General features: G+C 35.2%; 17 protein-coding genes. All 17 read left to right on the forward strand.

What is annotated here, in order from left to right:
• Positions 1 to 26 precede the first annotated feature (26 nt).
• The 17 genes from EUBELI_RS00485 (at position 27) to EUBELI_RS00565 (ending at position 20,273) form a co-directional block, all read left to right on the forward strand.
• A complete protein-coding gene (locus EUBELI_RS00485; protein WP_022099227.1) occupies positions 27 to 1,097 on the forward strand; it encodes a mannose-1-phosphate guanylyltransferase in 1,071 nt (356 codons plus the stop codon).
• 52 nt (positions 1,098 to 1,149) lie between these two features.
• The gene (locus EUBELI_RS00490; RefSeq protein WP_012738373.1) at positions 1,150 to 1,962 is read left to right on the forward strand and encodes a glycosyltransferase family 2 protein; all 813 of its coding nucleotides are present in this window, start codon (positions 1,150 to 1,152) and stop codon (positions 1,960 to 1,962) included.
• A gap of 9 nt (positions 1,963 to 1,971) precedes the next feature.
• The gene (locus EUBELI_RS00495; protein WP_012738374.1) at positions 1,972 to 2,814 is read left to right on the forward strand and encodes a LicD family protein; all 843 of its coding nucleotides are present in this window, start codon (positions 1,972 to 1,974) and stop codon (positions 2,812 to 2,814) included.
• A gap of 9 nt (positions 2,815 to 2,823) precedes the next feature.
• The gene (locus tag EUBELI_RS00500; RefSeq protein WP_012738375.1) at positions 2,824 to 4,086 is read left to right on the forward strand and encodes a lipopolysaccharide biosynthesis protein; all 1,263 of its coding nucleotides are present in this window, start codon (positions 2,824 to 2,826) and stop codon (positions 4,084 to 4,086) included.
• Positions 4,083 to 4,967, forward strand: coding sequence for a LicD family protein (locus tag EUBELI_RS00505; protein WP_012738376.1), 885 nt, complete (start codon positions 4,083 to 4,085; stop codon positions 4,965 to 4,967). Before EUBELI_RS00500 ends, EUBELI_RS00505 begins: the two co-directional genes overlap by 4 nt.
• A 24-nt stretch (positions 4,968 to 4,991) precedes the next feature.
• Positions 4,992 to 5,693: a glycosyltransferase family 2 protein gene (locus tag EUBELI_RS00510; protein WP_022099228.1), complete on the forward strand. Its 702-nt coding sequence runs from the start codon at positions 4,992 to 4,994 to the stop codon at positions 5,691 to 5,693.
• Positions 5,690 to 6,058, forward strand: coding sequence for a DUF2304 domain-containing protein (locus tag EUBELI_RS00515; protein WP_012738378.1), 369 nt, complete (start codon positions 5,690 to 5,692; stop codon positions 6,056 to 6,058). The genes EUBELI_RS00510 and EUBELI_RS00515 overlap by 4 nt, the downstream gene beginning before the upstream one ends.
• Positions 6,059 to 6,079: 21 nt before the next feature.
• Positions 6,080 to 7,846 (forward strand): DUF2142 domain-containing protein, encoded by a 1,767-nt coding sequence (locus EUBELI_RS00520; RefSeq protein ID WP_012738379.1) that lies wholly within the window; start codon positions 6,080 to 6,082, stop codon positions 7,844 to 7,846.
• 53 nt (positions 7,847 to 7,899) lie between these two features.
• Positions 7,900 to 9,564, forward strand: a complete 1,665-nt coding sequence (locus EUBELI_RS00525; RefSeq protein ID WP_012738380.1) for a sulfatase-like hydrolase/transferase — start codon at positions 7,900 to 7,902, stop codon at positions 9,562 to 9,564.
• A gap of 145 nt (positions 9,565 to 9,709) precedes the next feature.
• On the forward strand, positions 9,710 to 11,185 hold the full coding sequence (locus EUBELI_RS00530) for an APC family permease (RefSeq protein ID WP_012738381.1): 1,476 nt from the start codon (positions 9,710 to 9,712) through the stop codon (positions 11,183 to 11,185).
• 9 nt (positions 11,186 to 11,194) lie between these two features.
• Positions 11,195 to 12,115 carry an NTP transferase domain-containing protein gene (locus tag EUBELI_RS00535; protein ID WP_012738382.1) on the forward strand — a complete coding sequence of 307 codons (921 nt, stop codon included), beginning with the start codon at positions 11,195 to 11,197 and terminating at the stop codon, positions 12,113 to 12,115.
• Positions 12,116 to 12,144: 29 nt separating this feature from the next.
• Positions 12,145 to 13,716 carry an amidohydrolase gene (locus EUBELI_RS00540; protein WP_012738383.1) on the forward strand — a complete coding sequence of 524 codons (1,572 nt, stop codon included), beginning with the start codon at positions 12,145 to 12,147 and terminating at the stop codon, positions 13,714 to 13,716.
• A gap of 13 nt (positions 13,717 to 13,729) precedes the next feature.
• Entirely contained in the window at positions 13,730 to 15,490 is a 1,761-nt protein-coding gene (locus EUBELI_RS00545; RefSeq protein ID WP_012738384.1) for a phosphotransferase, read from the forward strand.
• A 202-nt stretch (positions 15,491 to 15,692) separates the two neighbouring features.
• Positions 15,693 to 17,594: a membrane protein insertase YidC gene (gene yidC / locus EUBELI_RS00550; protein WP_012738385.1), complete on the forward strand. Its 1,902-nt coding sequence runs from the start codon at positions 15,693 to 15,695 to the stop codon at positions 17,592 to 17,594.
• 22 nt (positions 17,595 to 17,616) lie between these two features.
• Complete coding sequence (locus EUBELI_RS00555; RefSeq protein ID WP_012738386.1) at positions 17,617 to 19,428, forward strand: aminotransferase class I/II-fold pyridoxal phosphate-dependent enzyme; 1,812 nt, start codon at positions 17,617 to 17,619, stop codon at positions 19,426 to 19,428.
• A 16-nt stretch (positions 19,429 to 19,444) separates the two neighbouring features.
• Positions 19,445 to 19,663: a hypothetical protein gene (locus EUBELI_RS00560; RefSeq protein ID WP_012738387.1), complete on the forward strand. Its 219-nt coding sequence runs from the start codon at positions 19,445 to 19,447 to the stop codon at positions 19,661 to 19,663.
• A 109-nt stretch (positions 19,664 to 19,772) separates the two neighbouring features.
• On the forward strand, positions 19,773 to 20,273 hold the full coding sequence (locus EUBELI_RS00565; RefSeq protein ID WP_012738388.1) for a GtrA family protein: 501 nt from the start codon (positions 19,773 to 19,775) through the stop codon (positions 20,271 to 20,273).
• Positions 20,274 to 20,284 lie beyond the last annotated feature (11 nt).

A 20,284-nucleotide genomic window follows, 5' to 3' on the forward strand; every position in this document is an offset into this window, starting at 1 on the left:
CAATATGGCAGAACAAGGAGGAATTTATGAAGACTACAGCACTTATTATGGCAGGTGGTAAGGGAGAGCGATTCTGGCCAAAGAGCCGTGTTAATATGCCAAAACAGTTCCTTTCTCTTACAGATGACGGAAAGACTATGATACAGCTCACGGTAGAGCGAATCAGCCCATTGGTTGATATTAAGGATGTTTATGTTGCTACTAACAAGAACTACAGAGAACTTGTAAAGCAGCAGCTTCCAGGTATTCCAGAGGAGAATATCTTATGTGAGCCTGTTGGAAGAAATACAGCACCATGTGTAGGTCTTGGAGCAGTTCATGTTGCAAGCAAATATGATGATGCAGTTATGATTGTACTTCCATCAGACCACCTTATTAAGAATAATGAGGTGTTTGCAGATACATTTAAAGAAGCTGTTCAGATTGCAGAAGAGGGGGCTAACCTTGTAACGGTAGGTATTACTCCGAATTATCCAGAGACAGGCTATGGTTATATTAAGTATAATCAGGATGACAAGAAGAATAATGCTTATTCAGTTGAAAAGTTCGTTGAGAAGCCAGACCTTGAGACAGCTAAATCATACCTTGCTGACGGAACATATCTGTGGAACAGTGGAATGTTCGTATGGAAGGTATCTACAATATTAGACTGCTTTAAGAAGTTCATGCCGGATACATATGAAGGCTTATTAAAGATTAAGGCAGCAGTTGGAACAGCAGATGAAAATGCAGTGCTTGAGGCAGAATTCCCTAATCTTGAGTCACAGTCAGTTGACTACGGTATTATGGAGAAGGCAGATTCTATCTACACACTTCCAGGCAACTTCGGTTGGGATGATGTAGGTTCATGGCTTGCAGTAGGAAGAATCAAGAAGAATGATGATAACAGCAATGTAATTAACGGCAATGTAGTTGCAGTTAATACTAGGGGCTGTGTAATAGAAGGTGGCGAAAAACTTATTGCCACAGTTGGTTTAAGAGATATCGTAGTTGTTGATACTAAAGATGCAACTCTTATTACAACTAAAGAGAATGCAGGCGAAATCAAGCAGGTGCTTGCAAAGCTTCGTGAAGAAGGAAAGAATGAGTATCTGTAGAAGATAGTATGAAAATACATATGCTTAAAACAAGGCGTTTGGAGGAACTATAATGACAAAGGAACATGTCAATACTAATCATACATTTGCGATATGCGCTTATAAGGAGAGTCCATATCTTGAAGAGTGTATTACATCACTTATGGAACAGACTGTAAAGTCAGAGATATTTATTGCTACATCTACACCTAATAAGTATATTGACGACATAGCAGCAAAATATAATTTAAAGGTGTATGTCAATGAGGGAGAAAGCGGAATTACACAGGATTGGAATTTTGCTTATTCTAAAGTACAGACAGATTATGTCACTATAGCTCATCAGGATGATAAATATGCGCCTGAATATGTAGAGAATCTGTTAGCGTATACAGCTAAAGCTAAAAAGCCGCTGCTTTTCTTTACCGATTATGCAGAGATAAGAAATGGCGAGATTGTAACAACCAATAAGATTCTTAAAGTAAAGAGAATAATGCTTTTCATAATGCGTCCAAAGGCAATGTGGGGAAGCAGATTTATAAGAAGAAGAGTGTTATCGCTTGGCTCACCAATATGTTGTCCATCAGCAACATATTACAGACCTAATCTTATGAAGCAGGTATTCCTTAATGGATTCAGAGCTGATGAAGACTGGGAAGCATGGGAGAGATTATCAAAGCTTAAGGGAGACTTTATATTCTGTAATAAGATACTCACATATCACAGAATACATGAGGACTCAGAGACAACTAAGATTCTTAATGATAATAAGAGATCTGAAGAAGATTACATTATGTATCAGAAGTTCTGGCCCAAATGTATTGCTAAAATGCTTACTAAGGCATACAGCAAGAGTGAAGAATCTAATAATATGAAGCAGGGATAGGAGTTAACGATGAAAGAATACGATGAGGCAACCCTTAAAAAGGTACAGCAGACAGAGATGGAAATTCTTAGAGATTTCATCAAAGTGTGTGACGAGAATAATCTTACATGGTTTGGTGATGCCGGATCAGGAATCGGGGCAATAAGACATAAGGGATTCATTCCATGGGATGATGATATTGATGTAATGCTTCCTAGAAAAGATTTCGACAAGATGATGGAAGTTATTAAAAGAGATTACAGCGATAAGTATTCAATTGCCAATGTTGAAACAATGAAGAATTATCCATTGATGACAACAAGAATTATGATGAAAGGAACAACATTTATAGAGGAACCTCTTAAGAATATCAAATGTGATCTTGGAATATTCCTTGATGTGTATCCGCTTGATAATATATCAGATGATGAGGAAGAACTTAAAAAGCAGGCTAAAGCTGCCTGGTTCTGGAGCAAGCTTCTTATTCTCAGACATGTTGCGTTCCCGGTACTTCCTTATAAGGGAGTTAAGGCTAAGATAACACATATTGCAACAGCAATTATTCATGCCGGACTTGTTGTGTTCAGAATTTCACATAACTGGATTGCTGGCAAATGCTTAAAGATTGCATCAAGATATAATGATGTGGATACTAAGAGAATGGCATTCTTATTTGATACAGATCCATATTATCATATAATGTTAAAGGATGAGATATATCCATTACAGATGTATGATTTTGAAGATATTAAGATGCCTCTTCCAGCCAACGAAGATGAGAAGTTAAGAAATATGTATGGAGATTATATGCAGCTTCCTCCAGTTGAAAAGAGAAAGAATCATTACCCATATAAATTGGAATTTAAAGACTAAGAGGTATATATGAATATTATTTCAAGAATAATGGGTGTGGATAAGACACCAGAAGATAAGTACAAATATATCTGGTTTACAATGGGAACAGCATGTTTCGCACTTGCCACGCTTGTTATGACAATTGTTATAAGCCGTTTCTTAGGTGAGGCTAAAGCGGGAATGTTCTCGATTGGTCTTTCAATTGCACAGTGGCTTGTTACAATAGCCTATTTCGAAATAAGAACATATCAGGTTACTGATGTTAAGAATGAGTATCCTTTTGGATATTATTTCACTTTAAGACTTATGATGTGTCTTATAACATTTCTGGCAAGCATAGTATACGTTGTATTTAACGGCTACAGTCCGGAGAAAGTTACTGTTATATTGCTTGTATGTATCTATAAGATACTTGATTCGGTAGCTGATACATTTGAAGGTGAATTCCAGAAAGAGGAAAGAATAGATATGTCCGGTAAATCAGAGTTTTACAGGATATTCTTCAGTATACTGGTTCTTGTTGTAACAGTAATTATAACAAGAAATCTGATATTCTCTCTGATATGTATGAATGTAGTTGCATTGCTTATAATTCTGTGTCTTGATGCATCTGTTGCAGCAGGCAGGGTTAAGATATGTATTGTCAGGGATTACAGAAGAGTTTTCGTACTTTTTAAAGTGTGTCTGCCTCTTGCTATAAGCACATTTTTAAGTAACTATATTATCAATTCATCGAAATTATCTGTTGACAGAATGTTAGGTGATGCAGCACAGCTGTATTATACGGCGGTATTCATGCCTAATATGGTAATTAATCTGTTTAGTGGTATAATATTTAAGCCGATGCAGACATCAATGGCTGTTAATTATTATGAGAAGAAGTATAAGAATTTCTGGCACATAATATTCAGGATGTTTGCTATAATAGCAGGATTTACACTTATATGTGAGGTCGGGGCATATATACTGGGAATACCGGTTCTGTCATGGCTTTATGGTGTTAATCTTAAGGATTACAAGATGACACTGCTTCTGCTTCTGTTATGTGGAGGCGTTAATGCGGTCAATATAATATTCTATTATGTACTTGCCATAATGCGTAAGCAGAAATACATGACTATTCTGTATCTTATTGTATGCGGAGTTGCGCTGATTATTATGGATCCGATTACAGGCAGACTTGGTCTTAACGGAGCTGCACTCGGCTATCTGATACTTGTTGTGTTATTAGGCGTATTATTGATGGGATATATCTTATACCAGATTAGAAAGGATAGAAAAAGACAATGAGCCAGAATGAACAGTATGATCCAAAGGTTTTGAGAAAGTTACAGCTTGCAGAATTAGAGGTGTTTAAAGATTTTATTAAAATATGTGATGAGAACGGACTTTCATATTTCCTGTTTGCAGGATGTGCAATCGGAGTTGAGAGACATAAAGGATTTATTCCATGGGATGATGATATAGATATCGGAATGCTCAGAGATGATTATGAGAAGGTTCTGAAGATATATAGAGAGAAATATACAGATAAGTATGTAGTTCTTGATATAGATTCACAGGAAACATTTCCTTTCTATAATGCAGAGATAGCAAGAATTGGAACTAAGAATATACCATATGTATTCAAGGATGCTAATGTTCCTATGGGAATTGATATTGCGCTTTATCCTTATGATAATGTTCCTGATGATGCCAAGAAGAGAAGAAGACAGAGATCATCAGTATTCTTCTGGAGCAAGTTAAGAATATTAAGAGAATTCAAGAAACCTGTGCTTTTCATGCATGGATGGAAGAGAAAAGTTGTAAGTGCAATGTGTATAGTAATGAACAGATTACTTACATGGACACATTTCTCAAGAAAATTCATCAACAGACGTTATATGAAGAGCGCACTTAAGTATAACAATGAGAAGACAAGATGGGTTGCATGTTTCTTTGGTGAGATGGATCCTTTAAAGCAGGCTATAAAGTTAGATGACCTGTTCCCATTGGTTGAAAAGCCATTTGAAGATATAATGGTTAAAGTCCCTAAGAATAATGATGTATTTCTTAAGAGAATGTTTGGCGATTATATGAAGATGCCACCAGTAGAGAGCAGAAAGAATCATGTACCTGAGGTTCTGGAGTTCGGACCATTTGATGAGGAACTGAAAGATATTGATATTTAAAGCATGGACAATTATGGAGAAAATATGAAAAAACTTATAATAATTCCAGCATATAACGAGAGCGAAAGTATAGAGAAGACAGTCAGAGATATTATAGAGAATGCACCATCATTTGATTATGTAGTTATCAACGACTGCTCAACTGATAATACACGACAGATATGTGAAGATAATGGATTTAATATTGTTAATCTGCCAGTTAATCTGGGAATAGGCGGAGCTGTTCAGACAGGATATCTGTATGCAGAAAGATATGGATATGATATTGCTGTACAGGTAGATGGTGATGGACAGCATGATGCGAAATTCCTTGGAGAGATGGCTGATTATCTTGAAAAGAATGACCTTGATATGGTTATAGGTTCAAGATTCATAGAAAAACAGGGATTCCAGTCATCTAAGGCAAGACGAATTGGAATTAACTATTTCACTGGCTTGATAAAGTTATGTACAGGTCAGAAGATAACAGACCCTACATCAGGATTAAGACTTATAGGAAGACGTACAATAGTACAGTTTGCCAAGAAGTATCCTAAGGATTATCCAGAGCCGGAAACAGTTGTGGCAATATTAAAGAAAGGTTTCAAGGTGGCTGAGATTCCAGTTGTCATGAGAGAAAGACAGGGCGGAAGCTCATCAATAACACTTAAGAAATCAGTATATTATATGGTTAAGGTTACACTGGCAATATTGTTTGAGAATTTCAGAGGAGATAAGCATAGATGAGTATAAGAATTAAATGCGTTATAATTGTTGTTCTTATATTAGGACTGTTAAAGATATTAGGTCTTATCAAGAAGAACAAACTGGAATTAAAATATGCACTTTCATGGCTTTTTCTGGAGGTTGGAATATTAATAATTACATTAATACCTAATCTTCTTAATGTTATATCAAAGGCACTGGGAATATATAATGAGATTAATATGTTGTTCTTTTTAGGGTTTGTCTTTATTATACTTGTTATATTCTCGCTTACAATGTCGCTTTCAAGAAACTCGGAAAGAGTAAGAAAGATGGTACAGGAGATTGCATTGAATAGTTATGCTAATGATAAGAAGGAATCGGGTGAAATAACAAAGGAAGTTTAATGGTATTATTTGGAGGATATAATGTCAGAAGTTAAAATGATTAACAAAAGAAAAAAACTTATAGTAACTTTTATAATAATGCTGATACTGGTATTTTTATTTAACAGAGCTATGTACTGGTCAGAATTCAGTACATGGAAAAATAAATTGTTTGTTGGTGTAATAAGCATATTTGGTGTTATATGTATACCATTATTGCTGACTTATATAAAAGCTGCATCTGATTATATAGATACTTTCATAGCTAATAAGATAAATCAGATAAAGTATCTTGCTGCTCATTGGAAGAAGACACTTTTATTTACTTGCATATTCGCTATTATAATAGCAGCCGCCGTTTTATTGGAGAAAATTATCTTCAGTAGAATTTATGATGGATATTCTAACTTGAGGATGTATTTTTTCGTTGGAACGGGAATACTTATTTTTGCAATTGTATTATGTGGCAAGATAGCATATAAACGTGTAGAAGTATTATTTGCAGCAGCAGCATTAATAATGGGACTCACATATATAATGGTTTCACCAAGACATTTACTTGTGACATGGGATGATGAGACACATTATTTAAGAAGTGTTTCTCTCGCGGATGTTTTTGATAATACTAAGTTTAATGCGGAAGGTTTATTCTATGATTCTCAGCCCGCTGCATATATGTATACACAAGGAGATTTAACACAGGAAGAGTTTAAGGCAATTCTTGATAATGTTGAATATCAGTATGAACAGAAACGTACAGATAACAGATTTGGAAGTGAAGTGGGAAAGGAGTTTGTTGCTTATACCCCTGCTGCAATTGGAATAATTATGGGAAAAGCGCTCAGATTATCGTTCTTCCATACATTTTTGCTATCCAAAATGGTGATACTTTGTACATATGTTTTATTAATGTATTTCGCAATAAAAAAACTAAAAAATGGTAAAGTACTTTTGGCTGTTATTGGATTATCCACAACAACAATGTTTATGGCATCTTCAATGTCATATGACTTTTGGGTTATTGGATTTACAACATTAGGATATTCATTCTTTATTTCGGAACTTCAGAATAGAGATAAAAAATTAGAATATAGAAATATTATAATGATGAATATATGCTTTTTACTTGGAATAGCTCCCAAAGCAATATATTTTGTTATAATGTTTGTTCTTTTATTTATGCCTGTTGATAAATTTAAGGATAAAAAGCAAAGAAGGATATATTATTCTATTATTGTAGGTGTGGCAATATTCCTTATGATGACATTCCTTCTGCCGATGTTAATTAATTCTCCAGGAACAGGAGACTCAAGAGGTGGATCAGATGTTAATTCAACTGAACAGATAAAGTATATACTTTCAAATCCTATAGAGTATTCAGGTACATTATTAAATTTTCTGAAAGATTATCTTAACCTTGATTATGCTTCAGAATTTATTAGTTCTATGGCATATATGGGATATGGAATTGGTACTGCAATTACATTAATGCTTATTGCAGCGTTAATGTACATAGACAGAGGTGAAGAGAAAGTAAGAATGCCATATGTAAGAGCTTCATATTTCTTTAGTGCGGCCGTATGTGTAGTACTGGTAGCGACAGCATTATATATATCATTCACAGCAGTTGGTGCAGACTATATTGCGGGATGCCAGCCACGCTATCTGCTTCCGTTGTTATTCCCAATGGCATATTTTATAGGTGTCGATGGTGTGACAACAAAAATTAATAAAAATGCTATGGCAGTAGCAGCAGTGAGTATAATGTCATACTTCTTTATGAATAATATGTGGGCTACATGTTTTTAATAATGTAAGAAAAATTTCATTGAAAGCGGCAGCTAACTAACAGGGAGATTACTATGAAGAAGATAAAAGATAAATTAATAACGATTTATCCTCAATTGATATTTCTTATTGTAACATTCTGTATATTTATGCCGGCATCATTATTTCTTGGTAATCTTGATGAATTTGCAGTAGGTTTCACGGCACTTATACCGCTTCTTATAGCAGCATCGTTAATTACGGCAGCAGTTGTTATACTGATAGGTCTGATTGTGCCAAAGAAGATATGTAACATATACGCAGCGGTCATATTTGGCGGTGCATTAGCTGCTTATGTGCAGGGGAATTTTCTTAATCCGGATTTTGGTGTCCTTAATGGAAGGCAGATTCAGTGGAGCCAGTTTAGGGTAAATGCAATAATAAGTACAGTTGTATGGATAGTACTTATAGTTGTTCCTGCAGTTGTTGTATGCTTTAAGAAAGATATAATGACAAAGATAATGAAGTGGGGCAGCCTGTTTCTTTCAAGTATACAGATTGTTACACTTGTAGTGCTTATAGTGGCTTCTAAGAGAACTGTTGATTATTCATATGTAGTTACAAAGAATGATGAGTTTGCGTTATCTTCGCAGGGCAATGTGGTGGTATTCATTGTTGATACACTTGATAATGATGATGCACAGAATTATGTTATTGACAGATACAGTGAAGAGCTAAAGGATTTTACTTATTTTGATAATATGATAGGCGGCGGTGCACCTACAGCACTTGGGGTTCCACTTATGCTTACAGGTTATCAGTATGATACCACACAGTCACTGGCTGATTACAGAAAGAAAGCATATGAAGAAGGTTCGCTTATTCAGGACATGTCAGATAACGGATATGATGTTAAGTTGTATACTTCAAGTGAGTATCTTAATGGAGTTAATCAGGAGGCAGTAGCCAATACTGCAGGTGGACAGAAATACAGAATATCAGACAAAGTTCAATTCTTTAAGAATATATATAAAATGTCGGCATTCTATGCATTTCCACAGATTATAAAACAGTATTTCTGGTTTTATGGTGATGATTTTGCAGCATGTCAGGCTCCAAAGAATAACAATATTATTCAATATGAACTGGATGATTCACAGTTGTATGCTGATTTTAATAATAATGGCGGTATAACAGTTGATGCTGGAAATAAAACATTTACACTGTATCATATGGTAGGGGCACATGCACCTTATGAGATGAATGAACAGTGTGTAGATGTGGGAGAAACAGAGACTTCTCTTGATAAGCAGATACAGGGTGTGTTCAGATATATTAATGAATATATGCAGCAGATGAAGGATAAAGGTGTGTATGATAACAGCACAGTTATAATTACAGCCGACCACGGCGGATATAGATTGTATGAACGTCCTGCTGTATTTGTGAAAATGGCTGATACTCATAATGATGTAATGCAGGTTAATTCAGATTCTGTAACATTTAAGAATCTGTATGCTACTTATGGCAAGGCAGCACTTGGACAGAAGAGTAATTATGGGAATACGCTTTTTGATATGGATGGTGTTTCTCAGTCAAGATATCATGTTGCACCATGGGATGTGTCAAAAGGTATGTACCCGGCAGATGAATATCTTAAAAACAGAGATTATTCGGTGTTCAGAATAGATGGGTACGCTGTTAATCCACAGATATCTGTAATTAAAGATGAGCAGCAGATGAAGAATATTAATAATTGATGATGAAGCAGCAGCTATAGCCATGGAAGGTTTATAGCTGTTGCTTTTATACTGGTAATTTAGTTTATTATCTGATATAATCCATTTTGTTCACGCAGATGGACAAAAATATGACCGAATGAATAAACTGTGAGAGGGGATATTTATGAACGAGAATAATCAGCTGGTTCGTGCTTTAGGGCTTAAAGAATCAATTAGTATGACAATTGGAACAGTTGTAGGTGTAGGACTTTTTACCTGTGGTTCAGCACAGATAGGAAGTGTAGGATCATGGATAATAGGATTCACATTTGTTGCACTTCTTATATCTATATGGCCATGTCTTATATATGGAGAGATGTCTGCAGCACTTCCTTGTGCGGGTGGAACATATAATTATGCCAAGAGAGGACTTAACAGAGTATGGGCTAATATGGCAGGATGGCATTATATAGTATCTGTTGTAGCTATTGGTGCAGGTGAGACGCTTGCATTTGCCAATTATTTTAAGATTCTTATGGAACAGCTTGGAATAAGCATTGTTAAGCTTGATTCAAGAATTATAGCTATTATCCTTGTTGCAGTTTTCCTTATTCTTAATTTCAGAGGTATTGAGCAGTCAGGTAAGGCACAGACAGCATTTATGTTTTTCTTCTGGGGCTGTTCAGTGTGCTGGTTCCTTTATATGATACCTAAGGTTCATGTTGAATATTTTGGTGGAATAGCAATGAACTCATTGCCTCCATTTAATGAGATGATGTATATATTTGGTCTTGTATGGTGGTGCTATACAGGATTTGAGACATGTGTATCTATGGGTGCAGAGACTAAGTACCCACAGTATACACTTCCAAGAGCATTAAAGATTTCGGTATTTATGGTATTTGCACTTAACGCATTATTCCAGTGGTTTCTTGTAGGTCTTGTACCTAAGGAGTTTTATGGAATTCTCGCAGCGGCAGATGCTCCATATGCAGAAGGACTTAAGGCGGTCGGACTTGTTGGATTTCCTATTATACTTTTATGTATCGGTATTGCATTTGGTGGTGATTTATCTACTATTAATCCAGGAATTGCTGCACCTGCAAGATACATTTATACAATGGCAGAAGATGGCGCATTACCAAAATTCCTTGGAAAGATTCATCCAAAGTTCAAGACACCATATGTTGCTGTTATTGTGGTTGGTGTTATCAATTTTATACTTATTGCAACAGGTTCAATTAATTACATAGCGTCAGTATCGCTTATATCACTTGCTATATGTTATATGATAGGCTGTCTTTCATATATGGGGCTTAAGAAGAAGTATCCTGATATGAAGAGACCTTATAAAGCACCTCTTGGAGTTGTTGGATGTATATTTACAATTGTTGTGTATTGCTTCATGTTAATATTTGCGGATAAGGCAGCACTTATTACATCAGGAATCATAACAGTATTATGTGTAATATTTTATTTTGCATATTCTCACAGAAAAGAGTGTGTTATGCCGACAATTGAGGAAGAAATTGGCGTTATAGAAGAGCCGGATGAGCAGACTAAGGCTAAGATGGACAGACAGTACACCATATGGAAGGTATGCACAATTATTGTTACATGCATTGCACTTGGAATCTATATAATTCCAATGGTGCTGTAAGGAGGAAATATGAATCGTTATCAGTTTGAAGTACTTACATATATTGAAAAGAATGGTAAGAAAGATTATCCGATGAGAACTCTTTCAGATACATTAAAGATTTCAGGAACAGCTATATCCAAGGCACTTGATGAGTTAGAAAATGATGTGCTTATTAAAAGATGTGAAGACCAGATGGAGATTACCGAAAAAGGTCTTGAGGCACTTGAGCCATACCGCGTAAAGAGAGCGGTTATTATGGCAGCAGGATTTGGTTCAAGAATGGTTCCTGTTACATTAGACAGACCAAAGCCAATGGTTGCTGTTAATGGAGTAAGAATTATTGATACATTACTTGATGCACTTGTTTCTGTAGGAATTAAGGATATAACTCTTGTGAGGGGTTATAAGAAAGAAAAATTTGATGAGATTCTTGATAAATATCCATTTATCAATCTTATTGATAACGATATATATGATAAAACCAATAATATATCATCAGCAATGGCAGCATTAGAACATATTGACCAGTGCTATTTATGTGAAGCAGACCTGTATATATCTAATCCGGCTATTATCACAAAGTATCAGTACTGCAGCAATATCCTTGGCTCTTATTCATTAGAGACTGATGACTGGAGCTTTAAGCTTGATAATGGACATATAACAGATTACCAGAAGGGTAATACATATTGCTTTAATTATTATGGAATATCTTACTGGACAAAGGAAGACAGTGCAAGATTAAGAGAAGACTTTGCACAGGTATATAATGAAGAGCCGGAGGGTAATGATTATTTCTGGGAATTCATTCCATTAGTACTTCGCAAGGAAAGATATGCGGTAGAGGTAAGACCTTGTGAGAAATCAGATATTATGGAGATAGATAATTTTTATGAGCTGGTACAGTTAGATTCTTCTTATAAGGATTATCCGGGACAGGAACAGTAAATGCAGATATAAAGGGAAGGTGAATGTCTATGATATGTTATAAGGGAAAGGTTCTTACAGTTGACAGCAATGATACAGTAGCCGGTTATCTCGTTGAGGATAAAGGAAGAATTGTGTATGTTGGTAACGAACTGCCAGAACAGTATAAGAATGTGCAGACAGTTGAACTCGGAAAGAAGGTGCTGGTTCCGGCATTCGTAGATACACACCAGCATATGGCATCATTTTCTACATTTCACGCAGGACTTAATGTTATGGATGCAGAGTCAAATGAAGAGATTGCACAGATGGTTAAAGAATTCGTGCAGTCAAGCGGTAATAAAAAGACACTTATAGCATTCGGTGCGTCACCATATTCAGTTAAAGAAGGAAGACTTATAAGCAGGAAAGAATTAGATAAGGTTTGCCCTGATAAGGAAATCATGGTTGTCAAATATGATGGACATGCGTGTGTAATTAACAGCAAGCTTCTTGATAAGCTGAAGGGGAAAGTAAGTAAGTTAAGAGGTTATCACGAAGATACCGGCGAGATGAATCAGGAGGCATTCTTTGAATGCTCTAATTACATTACCAATTCACTTTCTATTATTGAACTGTTTAAGAATATGCAGAGTGCCATTGATTTTCAGGCGTCTCATGGAATTGGCTGTATTCATACTGTAAGTGGTGTGGGTTTTACAGGCAATCTTGATATTACATTTGAAAAAATATTTGCAAAATCCTTAACTAATGGATTTCAGGTAAGAGTATTCCCACAGTCAATGAATGTTGATGTCGCATTAAAGAGAAAGCTGCCAAGAATAGGCGGGTGTTTTGAATGTGCGCTTGATGGATGTTTCGGTTCACACGATGCAGCTATGAATGAACCATATATTGATTCTTTAGGCGGTGACGGAGTACTTTATTATGATGATGAAAAGGTTATTGATTTCTGCAAGAAGGCTAACAGAGCCGGACTGCAGATAGAGATGCATGCGATTGGGGATAAAGCGTTTGACCAGGCATGCAGGGCACTTAAGGCGGCACTTGACGATTATCCAAGAAAAGATCACAGACATGGAATTATACATGACTGTCTTCCAACTGAAGAGGGAATTAAGATATGCAGGGACTATAATATACAGATGCCTGTACAGAGCGCTTTCATTAACTGGAAACAGGAACCTGATGAGTATCTTGAAAGCATTATGGATAAAGAAAGAACAGAAAGACTTAATCCGCTCAGAACATTTAATGAGAACGGAATAGTTGTTTCATGTGGTTCTGATGCTCCATGTACATCACCGGATCCTATTGTATGGATTGACAAAGCTGTTAATAATATGAATCAGTCTCAGGCAGTATCGGTTCAGGAAGCACTAAGGATGTGTACATATAATGGATATTATGTAACATTTGACGAGAAGGAAAGAGGAAGTCTTGAGGCAGGAAAGATTGCCGATATGGTGGTTCTTTCAGATGATTTGTATTCGGTTGACAAGAAGGACATAAAGAACATTAAGGTAGAGGGACTTATACTTTCAGGAAAGAAGTATGAATTATGCAGAGAAAATGTAATCAAAGCAGTGATTCGAGGAGTGTTCTCAGGAAACATGGCATAAGGAGATATGTATAATGAGAAAAGAAGAGTTTTATGTATTGAACAGTTTGTATAATGGAAGCATTGGCAGAGCAGGCTGCACTTATGATGTTGAGGAGACAAAAGCTCTTAATGACACAAATATTTATAATAAACTTGTAAAAACAGGGTATATTGAAAAAGAGTCTGGTAGTCTTACAAAGACTGGATTAGAGGCACTTGAACCATACAGGGTTAATAATGCCGTTATTCTTGCAGCTGGCGCATCTACACGTTTTATTCCTTTATCACTTGAACAGCCAAAGGGTCTTTTTGAAGTTAAGGGTGAACGTCTGATTGAGAGACAGATAAAGCAGCTTCAGGATGCTGGCATTAAGAATATTACAGTTGTACTTGGCTATAAGAAGGAGATGTTTTACTATCTTGAAGACAAGTATGGTGTAAAGTTCATTATTAATGATTCATTTAATATAAAGAATAATATAGAAAGTCTTTATCTTGCAAGAAAAGAACTTAAAAATACTTATATATGCGTAAGTGACAGTTATTATATCGAGAATCCTTTTAATCAGTTTGAATATCATACATTTTATTCAGGTTATTATGGAAAGGAAACAACAGATGAAGTATATGCAAGAGCTGACGGATTTGGAAAGATAACAAGAATTGCCAAGGATAATAAGATTGATGGATATGTTCTTATGGGACATTCATTCTGGAGAAAAGAATTCTCAGAAGCATTTATTAATCAGGTTGAAGCTGTACGTGAATCTGGGGTTTATAATAACTGCTATTGGGAGATTCTTGTAAAAGATAAGCTGGATGAGCTGCCTGATATATTCTTTAAAGAGTATCTTCCAGGTAATATATTCGAGTTTGACTATTTCGATGAGCTTAGAAAGTTTGATTCACAGTATCTTGGACATACACATAGTGAGATTATAAGGAATATCAAGCTTGTATTCAGATGTGATGAGGAAGATATAATTGATTTCAGGAATGTAAGCGAAGGAATGACCAACACATCATTTATATTCAAGATTGACGGAATTGATTATATATACAGACATCCAGGCGATGGAACAGAAAGTATAATCAATAGAAGAAATGAAAAAAAATCACTTATTAAAGCCAAAGAAGCTGGTGTAGATCCTACATACATATATGCAGATGTTAATGAGGGCTGGAAGATATCCATATTCATTCCAGAATTCAGAGAACCTGATTATAATTCTTTTGAGGACTCAAAGAAGATATTGGCTGTTTTAAGAAAGCTGCATAAGGCAGATATAACAGCCGATTATGGAATGAAACCTTGGGAAGATGCACTTGATATGGAGAAGCTTCTTGAGAAGAAAGATCCTGTGTGCTTCGTTCAATATGAAGGACTTAAGAACAACATAGGACAGTTGTATAAGATGACTCTAGCAGATGGAGTTGAAAAATGTTTCTGTCATGGCGATACATATAAGCCAAACTGGATGATAAGACCAGATGGAAGTGTTATACTTATTGACTGGGAGTATTCTGGATATTCTGACCCGGGAATTGATGTTGGATATTATGTGGTTGATGCCATGTATGATTTTGATAAGGCTGAGGAATTCATAAAGGAATACCTTCAGGAAGATTATAATGAGACAACAAGATTTCATTATATGGCATATGTTGCTATTATTGCGTACTACTGGTTTGTATGGGCTATGTACAGGGAATCATGTGGTGCAGACATGGGAGAGGCATTGGAGAACTGGCGAGACATGGCAGTTAAATATGCTGAGTACCTTTTGAAATAAATAATATTAAAAGGACACTGTATTATGTAAGAACAGTGTCCTTTTTTGTGTGCAAAACATGTAAAATTTATATTGGATATGTAAAAAAAGTATATCGGATATGTAAAAACACCTTTCAATAATTGATAATAAGTGATATGATTAATTATTGTGTTGGATGATTTTGACATAATCAATCAAATCTTCAAAAGAGGAGTTATTTATGGAAATATTATCGACAGCCTTAGGTTATGTAATGAATTTTTGTTACAAACTACTGCATGATTATGGATTGGCAATTATATTATTCACTCTGATAAGTAAGATAGTTCTCTTACCAGTATCAATCTGGGTACAGAAGAATTCAATCAAAATGGTTAAGATGCAGCCTGATATTAACAGGATTCTTATTAAACATTATGGTGATAAGGATGAGATAGCAGAGGAACAGTCTAAGCTTTATAAAAAAGAAAAATATAATCCACTGGCATCACTTATACCTCTTATTATACAGATAATACTTCTGCTTGGAGTTGTTGCTGTTATTAAGGATGGAATTAACGAAGGTGTTGCGAACATGAAGTTCTGTGGTTATGACCTTACATGGATTACCACAAAACAGTGGGGATTATCAATAATTACACCAATTATAGCAGGTGTATCAGCATGGCTTTTATGTGTTGCACAGAATGCAAGTAATGTATTACAGGCAGAACAGAGTAAGCTTAATAAGTATGGTATGATGATATTTTCAGTAGGTCTGTCATTATATTTAGGATGCTTTGTATATGCAGGAGTAGCTCTTTACTGGACTGCCAGCAACATATTTGCAATTCTTCAGTTATATCTTCTTAACTGGGCTATTAATCCTAAGAATTATGTTGATTATGAGGCTCTTGAGGAAACTAAGAAAGAACTTGCAGAGATTGAAGCTCTTGGTACGAAAAAGGGTAAAAGAAACAAAGAAGATATTAAGAGAGAAAAAGCTGATTATAAAAAGTTTTTTTCTGTTGTTAATAAACATCTTGTCTTCTATTCAGAGGGCTCAGGTTTCTATAAGTATTTTAAAGGGATAATTGAATACATACTTAACAATACGAATATTACAATTCATTATGTAACAAGTGATCCTGATGATCAGATATTCAGAATTGCAGAAAAAGAAAGTAAGATTAAGCCTTATTATATAGGGGAAAAGAAACTTATAACACTTATGATGAAGATGGATGCAGACGTTGTTGTTATGACTATGCCTGATATTGAGAATTATCACATTAAGAGAAGTTATATCAGAAAAGATATTAATTATGTTTATGTTCCTCATGGCATGGACAGCCTTAATATGACAATGCGAACCGGTTCAATGGATCATTATGATTCTGTATTATGTACAGGAAAGATTCAGAAAGAAGAAATAGAAAAAACTGAAGAAGTGTATAATCTTCCTAAGAAGGAGCTTGTTGAGTGGGGATATTCATTGCTTGATGAGATGCGTGAGGATTATGCAAAGATGCCAAAGAAGGAAAATGATATTAAGTCAATACTTATTGCTCCATCATGGCAGAAAGATAATATTGTAGACAGCTGTCTTGAGGACATACTTGATAATCTTAAGGGGCATGGTTATAAGATTACAGTTCGACCACACCCACAGCATGTAAGACATATGCCTGAGAAGATGGAAAGACTTAAAGAAAGATATAAGGATGATACAGATATAGAGATTCAGACTGATTTTTCATCAAACAGTACTGTTTTTGAAGCAGATCTTATGATTACAGACTGGTCAGGTATAGCATATGAATATGCTTATACTACATGTAAACCGGTTCTTTTCATTGATACACCAATGAAGATAATGAATCCTGAATACAAAAAGATTGGAATTGAGCCACTTAATATATGGATGAGATATGAAATCGGGCGAGTACTTAAGCTTGATGAAATTGATAAGACAGCTGATACAGCAGCAAAGATGCTGGCAGCTTCTGATACATATAAGGACAGCATAGACCAATTTGTTAAAGAATATGTGTATAATCTTGGAAGTAGTGCATCGGTTGGAGCTAAATATATTATTCAGGAAATTCAAAAAGCAATAAAAAGACATAAGGAACAAGAGTAGAGTCAGATTATAGGAGGGGATTATGCAGGCAATTATTTTAGCAGCAGGAATGGGAAAGCGTTTAAAAGAACTTACCCAGAATAATACCAAATGTATGGTAAAGGTTAATGGAGTATCGCTTATAGATAGGCTTTTGCATCAGCTTGAGAAACATCATCTCTCAAGAATAGTGATTGTTGTGGGTTATGAAGGACAGAAGCTGATTGATTATATAGCGACATTAGGAATTAAGACACCAATTTCATATGTTGACAATGCGGTATATGATAAGACAAACAATATTTATTCACTTGCGCTGGCAAAGAATTATCTTATGGAAGAAGATACTCTGCTTTTTGAATCAGATGTAATTATTGAGGATTCTGCAATTGATGAACTTGTAAAAGATCCGAGAGATACACTTGCCATGGTAGATAAATATGAGAGCTGGATGGATGGTACATGTGTAAAGCTTGACGAATATGATAACATTGTTGCATTTGTTCCAGGAAAGAGCTTTGATTTTAAGGAAAAAGAGGAATACTATAAAACTGTAAATATCTACAAATTCAGCAAACATTTTTCACAGGATATATATGTTCCTTTCCTTGAGGCATATTGTAGTGCATTGGGAGAAAATGAATATTATGAACAGGTTCTTAGAGTTATAACGATGCTGGACACACCTGGAATTAAAGGTATGAGATTATCAGGTCAGAAATGGTATGAAATAGACGATGAGCAGGATCTTGATATAGCAACAACACTTTTTGCTCCGGATGATGAGACAAGAATTAACCTTATGCATAAAAGATATGGAGGATTCTGGAGATATCCGGGATTGTTGGATTTCTGTTATCTTGTTAATCCTTATTATCCGCCTAAAAAGCTTAAGGATGAACTGCGTGCGAGCTTTGATACACTTTTGACAGAATATCCTTCAGGTATGGGAGTTAATTCTTTACTTGCAGCTAAGAATTTTGGTGTTCATAAAGACAACATAATAGTTGGAAATGGAGCAGCAGAACTTATTAAGTCTCTTATGGAGAGCTTTTCTGGAAAGACAGGCGTTATCAGACCTACATTTGAAGAATATCCTAACAGATATGCTGTTGAAGACGAAGTGGTATTTACACCGGTAAATGACAATTATACATATTCGGTTGAAGAACTGATAGAGTTCTATACATGCAACAAGGTAGATAATATTATTATTATTAATCCTGATAATCCATCTGGTAATTATCTGAAAAAGGAAGAGATTATAAGGTTAATAAAATGGACAGACAGTCAGGGAATCAAGCTGGTGGTTGATGAGTCGTTTGCTGATTTCTCCGATGAACCGGATAATTCTCTTATAGAACAGAAACTTATTGAAACATATAGCAGATTATATGTTATGAAAAGTATATCTAAATCATACGGTGTGCCGGGACTGAGGCTTGGAGTCCTTGTTTCCTCAGATACAGAAGCGATTGCAGCAATGAAAAAAGATGTTGCAATATGGAATATTAATTCATTTGGAGAGTATTATCTTCAGGTTGCAGAAAAGTATAAGAAAGATTATGCAGCTGCAATGGACAAATTCCGCGTAGAAAGAAAAAGGTTCTATAATGAACTGGAGCAGATATCTGGTATAAGGGTCATCCCATCACAGGCTAATTATTTTATGATTGAGATAACTAATGGAATGACAGCAAAGGAACTTATGATAAAACTGTTTAAGAATCATTATCTTCTTATAAAGGATCTTACATCAAAAGTACATGATGGAAAACAGTATATAAGAATTGCAATCAGAAATGATGTAGATAACAACAAGATGATTGAAGCATTAAAAAAAGAACTTAATTAAAAAGGAGATAAAAAGTATGTTGACATTATTAAATTTAAATGTAGCAGGTTACATTGACCCATCTGTTATGACTTATGCCATTCAGGCTATTGCCGGAGTGATAATTGCTGTTGGTGCATTCCTTGGTATTTATTTAAGAAAGGCAAAGAAAAAGCTTAATAACAAGCTTGGAATTGATGAAAACAGAAACAAGGAAGTTGAGACAGATGATATCGTTATCAACGAATCAAAATAATAAATGCATTTTCAGGACGCCGTTTTTATACGGCGTCTTTTTCTTGATTTGTTATTGATAAAAGTATAAAATAGTGTAGCATTATATTAATAAAAACAGTGAGGTAATTATGAGTAACAATACAGATAATAATATGCAGGAAACTAAGCCGGATATATTTGATAAGATTATGCATCTGCCGGGTCTGAGGGTGTTTGAACCATTGTATAAGAAGTATAAGGAAGTGCTTTTATATCTTTTCTTTGGAGTACTTACAACAGTAGTAAGTATTGGTTCATATGCGCTCTTTAATGTTGCAATGGGAATTAATGAGCTTATTGCAAATGTTATATCATGGGTACTTGCAGTACTTTTTGCATTCTTTACTAACAGGATATGGGTGTTTGCAGCACCAACTAAGACTGTGGAAGAATTTATGAAACAGTTGGTTTCATTTGCGGGTGGAAGAGTATTAACTCTTGTAATTGAGGAGATAATTCTTCTTGTGTTCATTACAATGCTGCATTTCAACAGTATGTTAATAAAGTTTATTGCGCAGGTTGTGGTAATTATACTTAATTATGTTATAAGTAAGCTGCTTGTATTCAGAAAAGATAAGAGTGAGAAGTAAAAGGAGAAGGT

The sequence above is a fragment of the [Eubacterium] eligens ATCC 27750 genome, from assembly GCF_000146185.1.
GTDB lineage: Bacteria > Bacillota > Clostridia > Lachnospirales > Lachnospiraceae > Lachnospira > Lachnospira eligens.

What these genes read in the sequence shown, in the direction of transcription:
- EUBELI_RS00485 (WP_022099227.1), top strand. Translation starts at nt 27, where the DNA reads ATGAAGACTACAGCACTTATTATGGCAGGTGGTAAGGGAGAGCGATTC.
- EUBELI_RS00490 (WP_012738373.1), top strand. Translation starts at nt 1,150, where the DNA reads ATGACAAAGGAACATGTCAATACTAATCATACATTTGCGATATGCGCT.
- EUBELI_RS00495 (WP_012738374.1), top strand. Translation starts at nt 1,972, where the DNA reads ATGAAAGAATACGATGAGGCAACCCTTAAAAAGGTACAGCAGACAGAG.
- EUBELI_RS00500 (WP_012738375.1), top strand. Translation starts at nt 2,824, where the DNA reads ATGAATATTATTTCAAGAATAATGGGTGTGGATAAGACACCAGAAGAT.
- EUBELI_RS00505 (WP_012738376.1), top strand. Translation starts at nt 4,083, where the DNA reads ATGAGCCAGAATGAACAGTATGATCCAAAGGTTTTGAGAAAGTTACAG.
- EUBELI_RS00510 (WP_022099228.1), top strand. Translation starts at nt 4,992, where the DNA reads ATGAAAAAACTTATAATAATTCCAGCATATAACGAGAGCGAAAGTATA.
- EUBELI_RS00515 (WP_012738378.1), top strand. Translation starts at nt 5,690, where the DNA reads ATGAGTATAAGAATTAAATGCGTTATAATTGTTGTTCTTATATTAGGA.
- EUBELI_RS00520 (WP_012738379.1), top strand. Translation starts at nt 6,080, where the DNA reads ATGTCAGAAGTTAAAATGATTAACAAAAGAAAAAAACTTATAGTAACT.
- EUBELI_RS00525 (WP_012738380.1), top strand. Translation starts at nt 7,900, where the DNA reads ATGAAGAAGATAAAAGATAAATTAATAACGATTTATCCTCAATTGATA.
- EUBELI_RS00530 (WP_012738381.1), top strand. Translation starts at nt 9,710, where the DNA reads ATGAACGAGAATAATCAGCTGGTTCGTGCTTTAGGGCTTAAAGAATCA.
- EUBELI_RS00535 (WP_012738382.1), top strand. Translation starts at nt 11,195, where the DNA reads ATGAATCGTTATCAGTTTGAAGTACTTACATATATTGAAAAGAATGGT.
- EUBELI_RS00540 (WP_012738383.1), top strand. Translation starts at nt 12,145, where the DNA reads ATGATATGTTATAAGGGAAAGGTTCTTACAGTTGACAGCAATGATACA.
- EUBELI_RS00545 (WP_012738384.1), top strand. Translation starts at nt 13,730, where the DNA reads ATGAGAAAAGAAGAGTTTTATGTATTGAACAGTTTGTATAATGGAAGC.
- yidC (WP_012738385.1), top strand. Translation starts at nt 15,693, where the DNA reads ATGGAAATATTATCGACAGCCTTAGGTTATGTAATGAATTTTTGTTAC.
- EUBELI_RS00555 (WP_012738386.1), top strand. Translation starts at nt 17,617, where the DNA reads ATGCAGGCAATTATTTTAGCAGCAGGAATGGGAAAGCGTTTAAAAGAA.
- EUBELI_RS00560 (WP_012738387.1), top strand. Translation starts at nt 19,445, where the DNA reads ATGTTGACATTATTAAATTTAAATGTAGCAGGTTACATTGACCCATCT.
- EUBELI_RS00565 (WP_012738388.1), top strand. Translation starts at nt 19,773, where the DNA reads ATGAGTAACAATACAGATAATAATATGCAGGAAACTAAGCCGGATATA.